General features: G+C 72.9%; 13 protein-coding genes and 1 riboswitch. Of the genes, 9 read left to right on the forward strand and 4 right to left on the reverse strand.

Features of this window, described 5'->3' with window-relative positions:
* Positions 1–43: 43 nt before the first annotated feature.
* Positions 44–1,264, reverse strand: coding sequence for a glycosyltransferase (locus Adu01nite_RS09260; RefSeq protein WP_203726151.1), 1,221 nt, complete (start codon positions 1,262–1,264; stop codon positions 44–46).
* A gap of 94 nt (positions 1,265–1,358) precedes the next feature.
* Positions 1,359–1,511 (reverse strand): hypothetical protein, encoded by a 153-nt coding sequence (locus Adu01nite_RS09265; RefSeq protein WP_203726152.1) that lies wholly within the window; start codon positions 1,509–1,511, stop codon positions 1,359–1,361.
* 86 nt (positions 1,512–1,597) lie between these two features.
* Here Adu01nite_RS09265 and Adu01nite_RS09270 point away from each other — a divergent pair, with 86 nt between their 5' ends.
* Complete coding sequence (locus Adu01nite_RS09270; RefSeq protein ID WP_203726153.1) at positions 1,598–3,871, forward strand: putative bifunctional diguanylate cyclase/phosphodiesterase; 2,274 nt, start codon at positions 1,598–1,600, stop codon at positions 3,869–3,871.
* Between the two features lie 174 nt (positions 3,872–4,045).
* On the opposite strand, the gene Adu01nite_RS09275 is transcribed toward Adu01nite_RS09270, so the two are convergent.
* On the reverse strand, positions 4,046–4,417 hold the full coding sequence (locus tag Adu01nite_RS09275; protein WP_203726154.1) for an ArsR/SmtB family transcription factor: 372 nt from the start codon (positions 4,415–4,417) through the stop codon (positions 4,046–4,048).
* Between the two features lie 149 nt (positions 4,418–4,566).
* Here Adu01nite_RS09275 and Adu01nite_RS09280 point away from each other — a divergent pair, with 149 nt between their 5' ends.
* The 8 genes from Adu01nite_RS09280 (at position 4,567) to Adu01nite_RS09315 (ending at position 14,966) form a co-directional block, all read left to right on the forward strand.
* Entirely contained in the window at positions 4,567–5,961 is a 1,395-nt protein-coding gene (locus Adu01nite_RS09280; RefSeq protein WP_275414636.1) for an NAD(P)-binding domain-containing protein, read from the forward strand.
* On the forward strand, positions 5,958–7,160 hold the full coding sequence (locus tag Adu01nite_RS09285; RefSeq protein ID WP_239132259.1) for an MFS transporter: 1,203 nt from the start codon (positions 5,958–5,960) through the stop codon (positions 7,158–7,160). Before Adu01nite_RS09280 ends, Adu01nite_RS09285 begins: the two co-directional genes overlap by 4 nt.
* A 259-nt stretch (positions 7,161–7,419) precedes the next feature.
* Positions 7,420–9,009 (forward strand): gluconokinase, encoded by a 1,590-nt coding sequence (locus tag Adu01nite_RS09290; RefSeq protein ID WP_203726155.1) that lies wholly within the window; start codon positions 7,420–7,422, stop codon positions 9,007–9,009.
* A 16-nt stretch (positions 9,010–9,025) separates the two neighbouring features.
* A riboswitch (cobalamin riboswitch) is annotated at positions 9,026–9,153 on the forward strand.
* A 56-nt stretch (positions 9,154–9,209) separates the two neighbouring features.
* Positions 9,210–11,135 (forward strand): VWA domain-containing protein, encoded by a 1,926-nt coding sequence (locus tag Adu01nite_RS09295; protein WP_203726156.1) that lies wholly within the window; start codon positions 9,210–9,212, stop codon positions 11,133–11,135.
* Positions 11,135–11,719 carry a cob(I)yrinic acid a,c-diamide adenosyltransferase gene (cobO, locus tag Adu01nite_RS09300; protein ID WP_203726157.1) on the forward strand — a complete coding sequence of 195 codons (585 nt, stop codon included), beginning with the start codon at positions 11,135–11,137 and terminating at the stop codon, positions 11,717–11,719. Before Adu01nite_RS09295 ends, cobO begins: the two co-directional genes overlap by 1 nt.
* The gene (locus tag Adu01nite_RS09305) at positions 11,713–13,074 is read left to right on the forward strand and encodes a cobyrinic acid a,c-diamide synthase CobB (RefSeq protein WP_203726158.1); all 1,362 of its coding nucleotides are present in this window, start codon (positions 11,713–11,715) and stop codon (positions 13,072–13,074) included. The genes cobO and Adu01nite_RS09305 overlap by 7 nt, the downstream gene beginning before the upstream one ends.
* Positions 13,071–13,439 (forward strand): cobalamin biosynthesis protein, encoded by a 369-nt coding sequence (locus tag Adu01nite_RS09310; protein WP_203726159.1) that lies wholly within the window; start codon positions 13,071–13,073, stop codon positions 13,437–13,439. The genes Adu01nite_RS09305 and Adu01nite_RS09310 overlap by 4 nt, the downstream gene beginning before the upstream one ends.
* Before the next feature lie 93 nt (positions 13,440–13,532).
* Positions 13,533–14,966: a hydrolase gene (locus Adu01nite_RS09315; RefSeq protein ID WP_203726160.1), complete on the forward strand. Its 1,434-nt coding sequence runs from the start codon at positions 13,533–13,535 to the stop codon at positions 14,964–14,966.
* Between the two features lie 45 nt (positions 14,967–15,011).
* Here the strand turns inward: Adu01nite_RS09315 and Adu01nite_RS09320 are convergent, their stop codons facing one another.
* Positions 15,012–17,414: a GH92 family glycosyl hydrolase gene (locus tag Adu01nite_RS09320; RefSeq protein WP_203726161.1), complete on the reverse strand. Its 2,403-nt coding sequence runs from the start codon at positions 17,412–17,414 to the stop codon at positions 15,012–15,014.
* Positions 17,415–17,661 lie beyond the last annotated feature (247 nt).

Below are 17,661 nucleotides of genomic sequence, written 5' to 3' on the forward strand. Positions count from 1 at the left end.
CAATCGAAGCGCATCGGCGCCAGGTGGGGTGGTTCGCGTCGGTTTACCGATACGGCGTGGTCAGCCAATCGAGCACCGGGGCCGCACCGTCCTCGGCCCGGATCCGGGCCGACAGGGCCTGCGCCCGGGCCGCGTAGTGCGGGTTGCCGGTGACCTCACGCAGCGCCGCGGCCAGGGCGTCCACCTCGAGCCGGATCGGGGCCGGGGCCGCGCCGAGCCGGTGCAGGCGCCGGGCCCAGAACGGCTGGTCGGCCAGCCGCGGCACGGCGACCGCCGGGACCCCGGCCCGCAGCGCCGCCGCGGTGGTGCCGGCCCCGGCGTGGTGGACCACCGCCGCCATCCGGGGAAAGAGCTGCTCGTGCGGCATCTCGCCGATGCTGAGCAGGTCGTCGCCGTCCGCGGCGGCCAGGCCCGACCAGCCCGCCTGCAGGACCGCCCGGACGCCGGCCTGCCGGACCGCTCGCACCACGGTCTCGGCGAGCTCCGGCCCGCGCCCGGGCGCCATGCTCCCGAACCCGATGAACACGGGCTTCTCGCCGGCCAGGAAGTCGTCGAGTCTTTTGTCTGCTTTGTCGGGAGAGGCGGCGGGCCACCAATAGCCCGTCACCCGCAGCGACGGATGCCAGTCGGCCGGCCGCGGCACGACCGCCGGGCTGAAACCGTGGAACATGGGCTCCCGGAACTCCTGGGCCCGGCGAAGCGCTCCCAGTGAAGTCCGGGGCAGGCCCAGGTCCCGCCGCAAGCTGCGGATCGTGCCGGCGTAGAGCGCCTCCACGGCCCGGAACGTCACGTGCCCGAGCGCCAGGTTCCCGTACGGCCCGAAGGATCGGCCGCCGGCCAGCACCGGCCCGAACTCGCGCGACGGATGCACCGGCTGCAGAAAGACGCTCGCCCGCCGGATCCCGAACGCCTCGGCCACCTGATAGCCCAGCGGCGCGACCAGCGTGGAGAGCACCATGGCGTCCGGTCGCGCCTGCTCCACGGCCCGGACGATCCCGGCCCCGAGCTGCGCGACCAGCGGCCGGGCCAGCGCGAACATCCGGGCCAGGGCACGCGGCCCGCCGCCGTCGACGGTCCGCTCCAGGGTCTCGCGCAGATCACCGGGGATCGGCACGAAGCCGAGGCCGAGCGCTTCGACGAGCGACCGGAACGGCTCGTGGGTGGCCAGGGTGACCGTGTGGCCGGCCGCCCGGAGCCGCCCGGCCAGCCCGGTGAAGGGCGCGACGTCCCCCATCGACCCGGACGTGACGATCAAGACCCGCACGCCGACGATCCTCGCACCCGATCGGGGTCGTCCGGGGCCGGGACGCGATGAACTTCGGCTGGGCGGAGCTGCGGGACGCGTACGCCGAAAGGCTTTAAAGAACGCCGACCGCTGGGAGCCCGCAGGCGCGCTGGGCCTGGCGGTCGTGGCCGTTGACCGAGGCGGCGACCATCAGGAGCTCGGCGAAGCCGCCGCCGGCCACCGCGTCGGCCGAGCCCGGCGGCCCTCCCTGTGATCTGCCGATCATGTGTCGCTTCGGCAGGCCCCCCGGAAAGCTGAGCGGGGGACGGTTCTCCTCAGATCGGCGATCGCCGCGCCGACCAGGCATCACAAGTGATCCAGCGAGGGGAGGAACGGGTGCCGCTCGCCGCGTCCGCGCTGGCCCTGGCCCTGAGCACGACCTGGCTGGTGGCCGGCCTCGTCCACGAATGGGCCCACCCGGTGCTCGGCTGGCTGCCGCTGCCGGTGGCGTCGCTGCTGGCCGGCTACGCCTGCTGGGCCGTTGCCCGCCGCGCCGACCTGGACGCGAGCACCCGCCGCTTCTGGCTCAGCCTCACGGTCGCCTGCGGCCTGTTCACCGCCGGCATCATCGCCAACGCGGCCGACGCCACCGCCGGCCCGGCCCCGTCGCAGCGGGTCGGCCCGATCACCCTCGTCTTCTACCTGGGCGTCCTGGTCCAGATCATGTGGGCGCTGCTGCGGCTGCCGTCATGGCAGCGCAGCCGCAGCGACTGGCTCCGGTTCGGCATCGACGCCTGCGTCGTCCTGATCACCGTCGCCGCGTTCGGCTGGCGTTTCTCGCTGCGCGACCACGAGCTGTGGGTCGAGCAGACCGGCTCGCTGGGCGCGATGCTGGCCATCGGCCTGCTGGTCGGCCTGTCGATGATCACCTTCATGAAGGTCGCCTTCGCCGGCGCCGGCCAGCTGGACCGCCGGGCCACCTGGATCCTGGCGGTCGGCGCGGCCGCGGCCGGCACGGTCGGCGGCATGTCACCGTTCCTGATCAGCCGGCCGTACCTGTCCACCAGCCTCGTCTCGGTGCCGATCGCCACGCTCGCGATCCACCTGGCCGCGGTGAGCCAGTGGCGGGCCGGTGCCACGCTGCCCCGGGACCGCCGCCGCTCCCGCCGGATCAGCGTCGTGCCCTACCTGGCGGTCGCGATCGCCGACGGCCTGCTGCTCACCACCAGCACCGCGAACCCGGACGAGACCCGGATCATGCAGACCGTCGTGGTGGCGCTGACCGTCCTGGCCGTGACCAGGCAGATCATCGCGCTGCGCGACAACAACCGGCTGATGGCGACGGTGGAGAGCCACCAGGCGGAGCTGACCCGGCAGGCGACCACGGACAGCCTCACCGGCGTCGCGAACCGGGCCTTCCTGGAACAGCGCACCCGCGACCTGCTGGCCGAGGACCGCGAGTTCCACATGGTCCTGCTCGACCTGGACGACTTCAAGATCGTGAACGACCGGCTCGGCCACCAGGTCGGCGACCACCTGATCATCGAGACGAGCCACCGCCTGACCGCCCTGGTCGGCCCGCACGGAACGGTCGGCCGCCTCGGCGGCGACGAGTTCGCCATCCTGCTGCCGGCCGCCGGCGACCCGGCGGCGCTGCTCGACGACCTGATCACCGAGGTCGGCCGCCCCGCCGACCTGGCCGGCAACCTCACCTCGCCCGCGGTCAGCGCCGGCGTCACCCGGAGTCAGGACGGCGACGACCCGGCCGAGCTGCTACGCCGCGCCGACGTGGCGATGTACGCGGCGAAGGCGGCCGGCGGCAACCGCTGGCAGTGGTTCGACCCCGGCATGGACCGCGCCGCCGACGAGGCCGCCCGCCTCGCCGCCGACCTGCGCCAGGCCCTGCACCGGGGCCAGATCTTCGCCCTCTACCAGCCGATCGTCGACCTGACGACGGAAACCCCGGTCGGCGCCGAGATCCTGATGCGCTGGGACCACCCCGAGCACGGCCTGATCCCGCCGGACATCTTCATCCCGCTCGCCGAACGCACCGGCACCATCATCGAGCTGGGCCGCTGGGTGCTGGCACAGGCCTGCCGCCAGTCGGCCGAGTGGACCCGCCACTTCGGTGCCGCCGCCCCACGCCGGATCAGCGTCAACGTCTCCGCCCACCAGCTGGCCGACCCCGCGTTCCTGACCACGGTCCGCGACATCCTGGCCGAAACGGGAGCCGACCCGACCCGCCTGATGATCGAGGTGACCGAGACCGCCGTCCTCAACGCCACGAGCGCCGCCCACCAGCTCGACGCGCTCCGCGAGCTGGGCCTGCGGGTGGCCCTGGACGACTTCGGCACCGGCCATTCGTCATTGAGCCTGCTCCTGGACGTCCCGGTCGACGTCCTGAAGGTCGACAAGTCCTTCGTCAGCGGCGACTACGCCGACCAGGCCGGCGCGATCGTGGTCCGCAACCTGATCAGCTTCACCGACGACTTCGGCATCGACGCGGTGGCGGAAGGCGTCGAAACCCCCGCCCAGGCCGCCCGCCTGCGCACTGCCGGCTACCACTACGCCCAGGGCTACCTGTTCGGCCGCCCGATGACCGCCGCCGCTTTCGAGGCCCTGTTCACCCCGGCCAGGGCGGCCTGAGCGGTCAGCCAACGCATTTCTTTTCCGTACGCGCCGGAATCCGCCCCCGCCGCAGCGTCCGGCGGGGTGCATGGTCACCCTCCTCACCGGCTACCGGGCGGGCCCGGCTCCCACCCGGCGGGCTGCGCCCGCAAATTCGCGGGTAGATCGCTCGTCAGAGCACGGGGCGGGCATTCAGCGGGTGGCGGGCTCGTCGACGGCCAGGAGCGTGGAGAGCCGGCGCATCAGGCCGGGGCGTGGGCGGTAGTAGACCCAGCTGGCACGGCGCTCGGCGTCGACCAGGCCGGCCTCGCGCAGCACCTTCAGGTGGTGGGAGATGGTGGTGCTGGAGATCGTGAACGCCGGGGTGAGGTCGCAGACGCAGATCTCGCCGTCCGGCGCGGAGGCGATCATCGACATCAACTGCAGCCGGATCGGGTCGCCGAGCGCCTTGAATGCCTGCGCCAGGGTGCCGGACGCCTCGGCGGGGATGCGCGCCTCCGCCAGGGGAGCGCAGCAGGGGGTCGCCTCGATGTCCGGGGGAGCCACTGCCGATGGGTTTGACATGTGTCGAGGTTGACAGACGTCGAATCCGCATGCAAGCGTTGGCTTCGACACTCATCGGATTCAACATCCATCGAATTCATATTCACCGAATTCAAGACTCACCGAATCCGTGTCCCCGTGACGCCGACCGCCAACGAGGAGTACCCGCGATGAGCAGCGACGATTCCGCCACCGTCCGCCCCGACCAGTGCTGCGGCACCACCGAAGCGGCGCCGGTGACCGAGAGCCGGTCCGGTGATCTGCCGGTGGTGGTGATCGGGGCCGGCCCGGTCGGGATGGCGGCCGCCGCGCACCTGCACGAGCGGGGTCTTCCGTTCCTCGTTCTCGAAGCCGGTGACCAGGTCGGCGCCTCGGTGCGGCAGTGGGGGCACGTCGGGGTGTTCAGCCCCTGGCGCTACGACATCGACACCGCCGCCCGGCGACTGCTCGACGCGGCCGGCTGGGCCGCCCCCGACGACGATGACCTGCCGACCGGGGCCGAGTTGGTGGAGAACTACCTCCAGCCGCTCGCGAAGCTGCCCGCCCTCGCCGCCCACCTGCGCCTCGGAGCGCGGGTCGTGGCGATCAGCCGGGTCGGTGCCGACCGGGTTCGCACCGCCGGCCGCGCCGACCTGCCCTTCGTCCTGCGGCTCGCGGACGGCGCCGAGATCACCGCGAGCGCGATCATCGACGCGTCCGGCACCTGGCGCACCCCCAACCCGCTCGGCGCCAACGGCCTGCCCGCCCACGGCGAACCGCAGGCCGCCGACCTGATCGACCACGCCCTGCCCGATGTCATCGGCGCCGACCGCGATCGGCACGCCGGCCGGCACACCATCGTGGTCGGATCCGGGCACTCCGCCGCCAACACCCTGCTCGATCTGGCCCGGCTGGCCGAGACCGAGCCGGGCACCCGGATCACCTGGGCCGTGCGGGGCGGTTCCGCGCAGCGGGCGTTCGGCGGGGAGGGCGCCGACGAGCTGCCCGCCCGGGGAGCGCTCGGCAGCGGCCTGCACACCCTGGTCGACGCCGGCAAACTCACCCTGGTCACCGGCTTCGGCGTGCACGCCGTGCGCCGCGACGGCGACCGCATCACCCTGGTCGCCGCGGACGGGCGCACCCTCACCGCGGACCGGGTCGTGTCGGCCACCGGATTCCGGCCGGACCACGGCATCGCCACCGAGCTCCGCCTCGACCTGGACCCGATCCTCGGCTGCACCCGCACCCTGGCCGAGCTGATCGACCCGAACCAGCACTCCTGCGGCACCGTCGCCCCGCACGGCTACCGGGAGCTGGGCCAGCCCGAGCCGAACTACTACGCGGTCGGGATGAAGTCCTACGGCCGGGCCCCGACCTTCCTGATGGCCACCGGCTACGAGCAGGTCCGCTCGATCGCCGCCGCCCTGGCCGGCGACTTCGCCGCCGCCGACGACGTGCAGCTCGACCTGCCCGAGACCGGGGTGTGCAGTGGCGACCCCGAGACCGCCCGGCAGATCGCCGCGCTGACCGGCGTGGCCGGGCTCATCAGCCTCACCCCGGCCGGCGGCGGTAGCTGCTGCTCGTGACCCATTCCGACCGTGATGCCGGCGGGCACCGGATCCTCGTGGGCACCCTCGCCGTCACCCAGACCATCGGGTACGGCGGCCTCTACTACGCCTTCGCCGTCTTCCTCGTCCCGATCGCCGCCGACCTGCACACCTCCACCACCGTGGTGACCGGTTCCTACACCGCTTCCGTGCTCGCGGCCGCCCTGCTCGCGGTGCCGGTCGGCCGGCGGCTGGACCGGCACGGCGGGCGGGCGCTGATGACCGGCGGGTCGCTGCTCGGCGTCCTCCTGCTGGTCGCCTGGTCCGGGATCGGCCAGGTGTGGCAGCTCTACGCCGTGCAGGCCGGCATCGGCGCCGCCTCGGCGGCCAGCCTCTACGAGGCCGCCTTCGCCGTCGTCATCGCCTGGCACACACCCCGGCAGCGCTCCGCCGCGCTGCTGGCGGTGACCGTGGTCGCCGGGTTCGCGAGCACCGTGTTCCTGCCGCTGACCGGGTGGCTCGTCGAGCAGTACGGCTGGCGGACCGCCCTGCTCGTGCTCGCCGCCGTCCAAGCGGTCACCGTGCCGCTGCACGCCGTCGTGATCCGCCGCCCACCCGCCGGCGGGCACCACGTCCGGCCCACCAGATCCGGCACCCGCGCCGCACTCGCCGACCGGGGCTTCTGGCTGCTCGCCGCCGGACTCACCGCGAACACCGCGGCGATCAGCGCCTACACCGTGCTGCTCATCCCCGCACTGATCGCCTGGCACTACCCGCCGGCGTTCGCCGCCACCATCGCCGGGCTGCTCGGCGTGCTGTCGGTTACCGGGCGGCTGCTGACCACCGGCCTGCAACGGCGGTATCGCACCGTCACGATCACGGCCGCCGTCTTCACCGTCCAGACCGTCGCCGCGCTGCTGCTGCCCTGGGCGGCCGGCACGGCCGTGGGGGCGATCGCCGCGGTCATCGGGTTCGGCCTCGGCTTCGGCGTCGCCACCATCGCCAAACCGGTCATCCTCGCCGAGCGCTACGACACGACCCGCTACGCGACCCTCGCCGGCGTCCTCGTCGTCCCGGGCACCCTCGCGAAGGCCGTCGCACCGCTGGCCGGGGCCGGCCTGCACGCCGCGACCGGCAGCTACACCACCGCGCTCACCGCGATCGCCGCCTGCTGCGCGCTCGCCACCGCGGCCCTGGCCGGGCTCAGCCGTCGTCCACTGCGGACGATTCCGGCGTGACCCCGCGCCGCACGCGAAAGGGGCGCTGCGGCCGTGACCAGGCGCTCAGGTCGCCCGGAGAACAACGGGGCTGATCATGCCCGTACGTTTCGGATGGTTGGGAATTTGTGCGATTTTTTTTGGCTGTCGCGGCGTCTGGGACGGGTGAGGACCAGGTTTGACGACGCCGGCTGGCTGCCGGAGGCCGCCACCGTGGCCGAGGTGACGCTCCGCGGTGGTCAGCCGTTTGTGATGGGGGTCTGACGGATAGTTTGATGGCATGACGGACGTCGTGATCGGCATCGACACCGGGACCACCGCCACCAAGGGCATCGCCGCCACCATCACCGGCGAGCTCCGAGCCCACGTTTCCGTCCACTACCCCCTTGCCGTGCCGGGGCCCGGCCGCGCCGAGCTCGACCCGGGGCACCTGCGTGACGCCGCGGTCAAAGCCCTCACCGACGTGGCCGCGGCCTGCCGGGAGAACGGGGACCGGGTGGTCGCGGTCAGCCTCAGCGCGTTCCTGCACGGGCTGGTGCCGATGACCGCCGCCGGGGAACCGCTCGGGCCGCTGGTCACCTGGGCCGACGCCCGCTCCGGCGAGCAGTGCGACCGGATCCTCGCCGCCGGGCGGGCTCGCGCGCTGCAGGCCCGGACCGGCACGCCGGTGCACCCGATGTCGCCGCTGACCAAGCTGGCCTGGTGGCGGGACAACGACCCGTCGATCCTGCGCGACACCCCCCGCTGGGGCGGCGTCAAGGAGCTGATCCTGGCCGCGCTCACCGACGAGCCGTTCCTGCTCGACCTGTCGGTCGCCTCCGGCACCGGGCTGTACGACATCCACCAGCGGCGCTGGGACTCCGAAGCCCTGGAGATCGCCGGGGTCCGCGCCGGCCAGCTGGCCGACGTGGTGCCGACCACCACCGTGCTGCGGCTCAAGGCGGGGCTCGCGGGGCTGCCGGACGGGACCCGGCTGATCATCGGAGCCGCCGACGGGCCGCTCGCCAACCTGGGCGTCGGCGCCACCCCGGCCGGGGTCGCCGCCGTCTCGCTCGGCACCAGCGGGGCGCTGCGCACCGTCGTCGACCGGCCCACCGCCGACGCCGACGGCCGGCTGTTCTGCTACGCGCTCACCGAGGACCGGTGGGTGATCGGCGGGGCGGTCAACAACGCCGGGTCCGTCGTGCGGTGGGCGGGGCAGAGTTTCGCGTCCGGCTTCGAACGGCCCGGCGCCGAAGGGGAGGACGCCGACGAGCGCGACGCCGCCCTGCTCATGGAGGCACAGGGGGTGCCGCCCGGCAGCGACGGGCTGCTCTGCCTGCCCTACCTGCTGGGGGAGCGGGCGCCCTGGTGGCGGTCCGGGCTGCGTGGGGCCTACCTCGGGCTGCGCCGCGAGCACGGGCGCGCCCACCTGGTGCGCTCGGCGGTCGAAGGGGTCTGCCAGCAGCTGGCGCTGGTGCGGGACTCGTTCGCCGGCGAAGGGTTCGCGGTCACCGAGGTGCGGGCCACCGGCGGAGCGGTCGCCTCCGAGCTGTGGGTGGGGGTGCTCGCGGCCGCGCTCGACCTGCCGGTCGCGGTCGCCGACACCCCGGAGGGCACCGCGCTCGGGGCCTGCCTGCTCGGCTGGCACGCTCTCGGCGAGCTGCCCGACCTCGACCACGCCGCGGCGCTCATCGCGATCGGCAAACCGACCGTGCCCGACCCGGCGAACGCCGCCCTCTACGCCCGGCTGCGACCGCTCGTCGAGAAGTCCGCGCTCGCCATGCTCGACACCGTCAAGGAGCTCGACCGGCTCGCCCCGCAGCCGACGCCTGCGATTCCCGTCACCGGTGGCCGCGTTGACGCCACACACGGCAGTGAGAAAGCATGACTGCCGAGCGGTAGCGGAGGAACACCGGTGTGAATCCGGGGCGGTCCCGCCACTGTGACCGGGTAGCGACCTGCGTCAACTCGCCACGGCCTGGGAGGGCTGGAAGGCGCGCGGGCCTGCGCTGATCCGGGAGTCAGGAGACTCCGGCCGCTCGTGACACCGGTCGCGCGGGCGTGGACACCCGTGCAGAAGGGACTTTCGTGACGCCGTACCCGTTCTCCGCAGTCGTCGGTCTCACCGACCTGCGGCTCGCTCTGCTGCTCACCGCCGTCTCGCCGCACGTCGGCGGGGTTCTCGTGCGCGGGGAGAAAGGCACTGCCAAGAGCACTGTCGTACGAGCGCTGGCGACTCTCCTGCCGCCGGTCTCGGTGGTGCGCGGCTGCCGCTTCGCCTGCGACCCGGCGCAGCCCGACCCGCAGTGCCCGGACGGGCCGCACGCCACCGACTCGCCGGCGCAGTCCCGGCCCTCGGCGCTCGTCGAGCTGCCGGTCGGGGCCACCGAGGACCGGGTGGTGGGCACGCTCGACATCCAGCGTGCGCTGGCCGACGGCGTCAAGGCGTACGAGCCGGGGCTGCTCGCCGCCGCGCACCGCGGCGTCCTCTACGTCGACGAGGTCAACCTGCTGCCCGACCACCTGGTCGACCTGCTGCTCGACGCGGCCGCGATGGGCCGGGCGCACGTCGAGCGGGACGGGGTGTCGGTCAAGCACGCCGCCCGGTTCCTGCTGGTCGGCACCATGAACCCGGAAGAGGGCGAGCCGCGGCCGCAGCTCGTCGACCGGTTCGGGCTGGTCGTCACCGTCGCCGCGCCGCGCGAGGCGGGGGAGCGGGCCGAGGTCGTCCGGCGGCGGCTCGCCTACGAGGCCGACCCGGACCTGTTCGCGGCGCGGTTCGTCGCCGACGAGCAGGAGGTCGCGGAGCGGATCGTGGCCGCCCGGGCGCGGCTGCCCAAGGTCGTGCTGCCCGACGGCGAGCTCGATCGGATCGCCCGGGTCTGTCTCGCCTACGGCGTGGACGGGATGCGGGCCGACATCGTCGTCGCGCGATGTGCAGTCGCGCTGGCCGCCTGGCACGGGCGGGACCTGGTCACCGAGGAGGACGTGCGGGACGCGGCCCGGCTGGCGCTGCCGCACCGGCGGCGGAAGGACCCGCTCGACCCGCCCGGCACCGACGAGGAACGCCTGGAAGACGCGTTGTCGCAGGCCGAGCCCCCGCCGTCCGAGGATGACGACGACCCTGATCCGGGCGGTGGTGGAGGAGGGTCGCCGACGCCCCCGCCGACCGTCGGCCCGGACCACGGCGGGGCGACCGATCAGGCCGACAAATCGGGCGAACCGGCGTCGGCGCCCGCCGCGGCCCCTGCCGTTGCGGCCGGGAACGCCTACCGGACCCGTACGCTCAAAATCGCCGCCCGCGGAACCGGTGGTCATGCCGGACGCCGCTCGCCGTCCCTGGCCCGCCGGGGCCGGGTGATCGGCTCCCGGGTCCCGGCCGGCAAGCTCGCCGGCGCCCCGCACCTGCCCGCCACCCTGCGCGCCGCCCTGCACCGCGGCGACCGCACCGTGCAGCCGGTCGACCTGCGCGAGGCCGTGCACGTCGGCCGCGAGTCCAACCTGGTTCTGTTCGTCGTCGACGCCTCCGGCTCGATGGCCGCCCGCCGCCGGATGACCGTGGTCAAGACCGCCGTGCTGTCCCTGCTGCGCGACGCCTACCAGCGCCGCGACCGGATCGGGATGATCACCTTCCGGGGGCACGAGGCCGAGCAGGTGCTCCCGCCGACGTCCTCGCACGAGGTGGGCGTCATGAAGCTGGCGAGCCTGAAGACCGGCGGCCGCACCCCCCTCGCGGCCGGCCTGCGCACCGCCGCCGCCACCATCGCCACCGAGCGCCGCCGGGACCCGCGCCGCCGTCCGCTGCTGATCGTCGTCACCGACGGCCGCGCCACCAGCGGCCCCGACCCGGTCCGGATGGCCCCCGCCCTGGCCGGGGTGGCCGCCGTGGTCGTCGACTGCGAGTCCGGCCCGGTGCGCCTGGGCCTGGCCGGCCGGCTGGCCACCGCCCTGAACGCCGACCTGATGCCGCTCGAACAGCTCGAAGCCGGCGCCGCCACGAGGAGCGCTGCCTGATGCCGCAGGGCAAAGTGGACGTCGTCCCGGCCGACGGGCTCACCACCCGGCAGCGCCGCCGCCAGGCCGTGCTGGCCGTGCACACCGGGCACGGCAAGGGCAAGTCGACGGCCGCGTTCGGGATGGCCCTGCGGGCGTGGAGCGCGGGCTGGCCGATCGGCGTGTTCCAGTTCGTGAAGTCGGAGAAGTGGCGGGTCGGCGAGGAGTCGGCGTTGAAAAGCCTCGGCAACGTCACCTGGCACAAGATGGGCGAGGGCTGGTCGTGGATCCAGCGCCCCGGCACCGAGCGGGACCACGCCGCCGAGGCCGCCGAGGGCTGGGCCCAGATCAAGCGGGACCTGGCCGCCGAGACCTACAAGTTCTATGTCCTCGACGAGTTCACCTACCCGATGAAGTGGGGCTGGGTCGACGTCGGCGACGTGGTCGAGACGCTGGCCGCCCGGCCCGGCACCCAGCACGTGGTGATCACCGGCCGGGACGCGGCGCCGGCCCTGCTGGAGGCGGCCGACCTGGTCACCGAGATGACGAAGGTGAAGCATCCGATGGACGCCGGCCGCAAGGGACAGCAGGGTATCGAGTGGTAGCGATTCCACGGATCGTGATCGGGGCACCCGCCTCCGGCCACGGCAAGACGACGGTGGCGACCGGCCTGCTGGCCGCGTTCGCCCGCCGGGGCCTGCCGGTCGCGCCGTTCAAGGTCGGCCCCGACTACATCGACCCCGGCTACCACGCCCTCGCCGCCGGTCGCCCCGGCCGCAACCTCGACCCGGTGATGGTCGGCGAACGGCTGATCGCGCCGCTGTTCGCGCACGGCGCCCGCGGCGCCGGGATGGCGATCGTCGAGGGCGTGATGGGCCTCTACGACGGCCGGACCGGGGCCGGCGACACCGGCTCGACCGCCCAGGTCGCCGAGCTGCTCGGCGCCCCGGTGATCCTGGTCGTCGACGCGGCCGCGCAGGGCCGGTCGATCGCCGCGCTGGTGCACGGGTTCCGCAGCTTCGGCAGCGTCCGGCTGGCCGGGGTGATCCTCAACCGGGTCGGCTCCGACCGGCACGAGAGCATCCTGCGCGAGGCCTGCGAGGAGGTCGGCACGCCGGTGCTGGGCGCGATGCGCCGGGCCGACGCGGTCGCCGCCCCCTCCCGGCATCTGGGCCTGGTGCCGGCGGCCGAACGCCGGGCCGAGGCGCGGGCCTCGGTGGACGCCCTGGCCGCGCTGGTCGCCGCGTCGGTCGACCTCGACGAGGTGGCCGCGATCGCGCACTCGGCACCGTCGCTGTCGGTCGAGCCCTGGAGCCCGGCGGAAGCGGTGGGCGACGTTCCCGAGGGCGAACGGCCGGTGATCGCGATCGCCGGCGGGCCGGCCTTCTCGTTCTCCTACGCGGAGACGCCCGAGCTGCTCACCGCGGCCGGCGCCGACGTCATCACCCTCGACCCGCTGCACGACGAGAAACTCCCGGCCGGGACGCGCGGTCTCGTCGTCGGCGGCGGCTTCCCCGAGGTGTACGCGTCGGAACTCTCCGCCAACGAGCCCCTGCGCCTGGCGGTGGCCTCGCTGGCCGCCACCGGCGGGCCGATCGCCGCCGAATGCGCCGGCCTGCTCTGGCTGTGCCGCACCCTCGACGACGCGCCGATGTGCGGGGTCCTCGACGCCGACGCGGCGATGACCCCGACGCTGACCCTCGGCTACCGGGACGCGGTCGCCCTCGCCGACAGCCCGCTGGCACCGGCCGGCACCCGGGTCACCGGCCACGAGTTCCACCGCACCACCGTCCACCCCCGGTCCGGGGTGCTGCTCTCGCCGGCGGCCGGGGCGGCCTGGCAGTGGCGCGGCGCCGACCCGGAAGGGTTCGCCACCCCGGCCGTGCACGCCTCCTACCTGCACCTGCACTGGGCGGGCGCGCCGTCACTGGCCCGCAACGTGGTCGCCGCGGCGCGATGAAACTGGTCGTTGGGCTCGGGGCGCGGCCCGGGCGGTCGGCGGAGGAGCTCGAGGCCGCGGTCGGGCAGGCCCTCACCGAGCTCGGCGCCGACTGGGGGGACGTGCGGGCGCTGGCCACCATCGACCGGCGGGCGGCCGAGGACGGGGTGCGGGCCCTCGCCACCGCGTACGGCTGGGAAGTGGTCTCGCTCGCGGCGGCGGAACTGGTGGGATACGACGTACCCACCCCAAGCGAGACCGTCGCCGACGCCGTGGGCACCCCCAGCGTCGCCGAGGCGGCGGCGCTGGCCGCCGCGGGCGGGCGGGCCGTCCTGATCCTGCCGAAGACGACCTTCCCCGGGATCACCGTGGCCGTCGCCGGCTGACAGGGTTTTCCCTTGTCCAGCCCCTTGAGGGTGGGCCGGCACCCGGCCGCAACCATAGACTCCCGCCGATATCTGTCCTATCGGAGGTGCACCGTGCCAGTCCGTTACCGGGCCCTGCTGGCCGCCGCCACCCTGGCGTCCGGAGTAGCCCTCGTCGCCGTGACCACGACGCCACCCGCGTCGGCCGCGGTCGTCCATCGTGTGTTGTTCGACAACAGCAAGGCCGAGACCGCCGGCAACGCCGACTGGATCATCAGCACGTCGCAGCCCGACCCGCTGGGGCAGAACGCCAACCCGACCTCGGAGACCTCGTGGACCGGCGCACTCTCCGCGTGGGGCGTCGCCCTGCAGCGGACCGGCTCGTACAGCCTGAAGACACTGCCGACCGGCAACACCATCACGTACGGCGGCAGCGGCGCCCTTGATCTGGCGAACTTCGACGTCTTCGTGATGCCGGAACCGAACGTGCTGCTCAGCACCGCCGAGAAGACCGCGATCATGAAGTTCATCCAGGCCGGCGGCGGGTTCTTCCTGATCGTCGACCACGCCGGGAGCGACCGGAACAACGACGGGTACGACTCCGTCGAGGTCGCCAACGACCTGCTCACCAACAACGGCGTCGACAACACCTCGCCGTTCGGGTTCAGCGTCGACACCAACGACATCTCCAGCGAGAACCCGGTCGCGATCAGCAGCAGCACCAACCCGGTGATCAACGGGCCGTACGGCACGGTGACCGGCAGCATCATCCGCGACGGCAGCACCCAGACGCTGAACAAGACGGCCAACTCCAGCGTCGCGGGGCTGGTCTGGCGGACCTCGTCGAGCCAGACCGGGACCACCGGCGCGTTCTTCACGACCAGCACGTTCGGGTCGGGGCGGGTCGCGGTGTGGGGGGACAGCTCGCCGATCGACGACGGGACCGGGCAGTCCGGGAACACGCTCTACGACGGGTGGAACGACACCGCCGGCACGAACGCCGCGCTGGCGCTGAATGCGACCGAGTGGCTGGCCGGGACCGGGACGTCGACGCCGACGACATCCCCGACCACCTCCCCGACCGGCGGCGGCTCCTGCGCCACGACCCAGCTGCTGGGCAACACCGGGTTCGAGTCCGGGGCCACCACCTGGACCGCCACCTCCGGGGTCATCACCAACTCGTCGTCGCAGGCCGCGCACGCCGGGTCCTACAAGGCCTGGCTGGACGGCTACGGGTCGGCGCACACCGACACGCTGTCCCAGACGGTGACGGTGCCGGCCGGGTGCGGTGGCGCGACCCTGAGTTTCTGGCTGCACATCGACACCGACGAGACGACCACGACGACGGCGTACGACAATTTGACCGTCACCGCCAAAGGATCAACGTTGGCGACTTACTCGAATTTGAATGCCGCTTCCGGATATGTCCAGAAATCGCTGTCGATTTCGGGGTCGGGCAGCACCACCGTCACCTTCACCGGGGTCGAGGGCAGCCAGATCCAGACCTCATTCGTCGTCGATGACGTGACTCTCACGCCGACGGCCTGAACGTTGCCCCCGGCGCTGGGAAGCGGCGCCGGGGGCAACTCCACCTCAGTGGTCGACCGGCAGGTCTTTGACGGCCCAGCTCTGGTTGGCGGTCGCGCCGAGCGTGAACGAGACCGTCCCGCCGCGCTGCACGAACGACTCCGGCAGCCACGATCGACCGAGCGTGCCGCCGTTGAGCGTCACCTTCTGCACGTACGTCTCGGTGGTGTCGGCATTGACCACAAGGCGAACGCCGTTGCTGCGGGTGAGCACCACCCGGGTGAAGACCGGCGACCCGAGCAGCATCTCGGCCCGCCCCGGCACCTGCGGGAAGAAGCCCATCGCCGCGAACACGTACCAGGCGCTCATCGTGCCCAGGTCGTCGTTGCCGGGCAGCCCCGACGGCCCGACCCCGTACGCCGTGTCGACGACCTGCCGCACCGTGGCCTGCGTCTTCCACGGCTGCCCGAGTCCGTTGTAGAGCCACGGCGCGTGAATGCCGGGTTCGTTGGTCGGGTCGTAGCGAAGAGCGTTCCCGCCGAGCACCGCCCAGTTCCCGTTCTCGTCGTGGAAGAACCCGTCGAGCCGGGTGGCCGCGGCCGGCCGCCCACCCATCAGCGCCGCGAGCCCGGAAACGTCCTGCGGCACCATCCAGGTGTAGGTAGCGCTCGACCCCTGGGCGAACCCGGCATCGGTCGACGGCGTGAACCCGGTCTGCCAGCTACCGTCCGCTTTCCGCGCGGCCTGATACCCGACCGCGGTGTTGAAGGTGTTCTTCCAGTAGTCCCCGCGCGGCAGCAGCTGCCGATACAGATCGTGACGACCGGCCCGCTGCGCCCACATCGCGAGCGAGAAGTCGGCGAGCGAGTTCTCGAGCGTCTCGGCCGCCCCGCCCCAGCAGTGGCAGATGTCGTTGGCCGCGTACTTCAGCGCCAGATAGGTGTTCAGCGTCGGCCGCTGCCCGGTGCACTGCCCCGGGCAGCCGGCGTCGGAGAGCGCATCCGCGTTCTGCACGGTCGCCTGCCTGACCAGCGAATCGAGCGCCTCGCCGGTGGCGAAGTTGCGCACCCCCATCGCGTACCAGGTGGCCAGCGTGGGCGCCGCCGGATCGCCGGTCATCACATGCGTCGGCGCCCCGAGATGCAGCCACCGGTCCCAGATCCCGTTGTTCTGCGCCGCGAAGTCCATCATGGACGTCGCCATGTCGCCCGCCACGTCCGGCCGCAGCAGCCCCAGCAACTGGATCTGTGCCCGATACTGATCCCAGCCGGAGAACGTGCCGTAAGCGGCCGACTGCCCCGCCCGGATCGTGTGCACCTGCATGTCGGCCCCGAGATACCGCCCGTCGAGATCACTGAGCGTCTGCGGCTGCATGAGGCTGTGATAGACCGACGTGTAGAACGCGGTGGTCCGCGCGGCCGTCCCGCCACCGACCCCGATCCGCTTCAGCTCGGTGTTCCACGCATCCCGCGCCTGCAGCGCGATCTCACCCGGCGTCGCTTGCGCCGAGATCTCGGCGTCACGGTTGGCGACGGCTCCGCCGAGGCTTGTGTACGAGATACCGACGCGCATTCTGACGTCCGCGTCACTGCTGGTGTCGAAGCCGACCCAGCCCCCCGATCCGCGCCCGGCCCGGTCGGCCCCGGTCAGATAACCCTCGCCACCGGTCGCCGTGGTCCCGCCCGGCGTGAGCGTGCTGTTCTGCCAGGTCCCGGTGCTCGCGAAGTCCCGGTCGAAGACCGCACTGAAGTAGATCCGGTAGTAGGACCGCCGGTCCGGGTTGTTGGCGCCACCGCCGTTGCCGCGCCGCCCGCAGAACCCGCCGGTCAGCACCGACCCGGTCACGGTCCGGGTGGCGGGGTCGATGGTGACGTCCGCGTTCTCGCTGCCGTTGAGCGAGTTGGACGTGCGGAACAGCAGGTTGGCGGCCGACCCGGCGGGAAAGGTGAAGTCGGCGATCCCGGCCCGGGTGGTGACGGCGAGGTCGGTGCGCACGCCCGAGTCGAGGGTGACGGTGTAGCGCCCCGGTGCCGCGGTTTCGTTCGCGTGACTGTAGGTGCCGATGTACTTGGCGTCCTTGGTGTCGGCGGTGGGGGAGGAGTCGACCACCCCGGCGTACGGCAGGATCGGCACGTCGCCCGCGGCGCCCGGGGCGCAACCGGCCCCGTTGACATGGGTGAGGCTGAAGCCACGCAGCTTGGTGGTGTGGTATTCGTAGCCGTTCGCGGCGGGTGCGTTCGTCTGATCGCCGTTGGTGCCGGTGGGGCTCCAGGCGATCATCCCGAACGGCCGGGTGGCGCCCGGCCAGGTGTTGCCGCCGTGCGCGGTCCCGATGAACGGGTCCACATAGCTCGCCGGATCGTCGACCAGCGGCACGGCGGCCGGTGCGGCCTCGGCGCCGGCGGCGATCGCGAGCACCCCGGCCAGGGTCGTCGCCAGGGCGCCGGCGAGCACGGCACGTATCGACATTCTTCGTCCTTTCGTAGGCCCGGCGCCGAACCTACGGGGGTGACGATGATCGTCGATCCACTTTCACGTGAAGGTTTCCTGACTGTTGTCGGAGGAATACTCTCGTCGCCCTCTGAACCTTCCGTAACAGGGCGGTCTGCGTAAATGTCAAGACATGAGGGAAAAGGAGGACTTTAACCGATCGAGTGAACTTGAATACAGCTCGTGGTTACCCATCGGTCTCGTGGTCGCCGGTTGGCCGTTGCCG

Source organism: Paractinoplanes durhamensis, assembly GCF_016862175.1.
Taxonomy (GTDB): domain Bacteria; phylum Actinomycetota; class Actinomycetes; order Mycobacteriales; family Micromonosporaceae; genus Actinoplanes; species Actinoplanes durhamensis.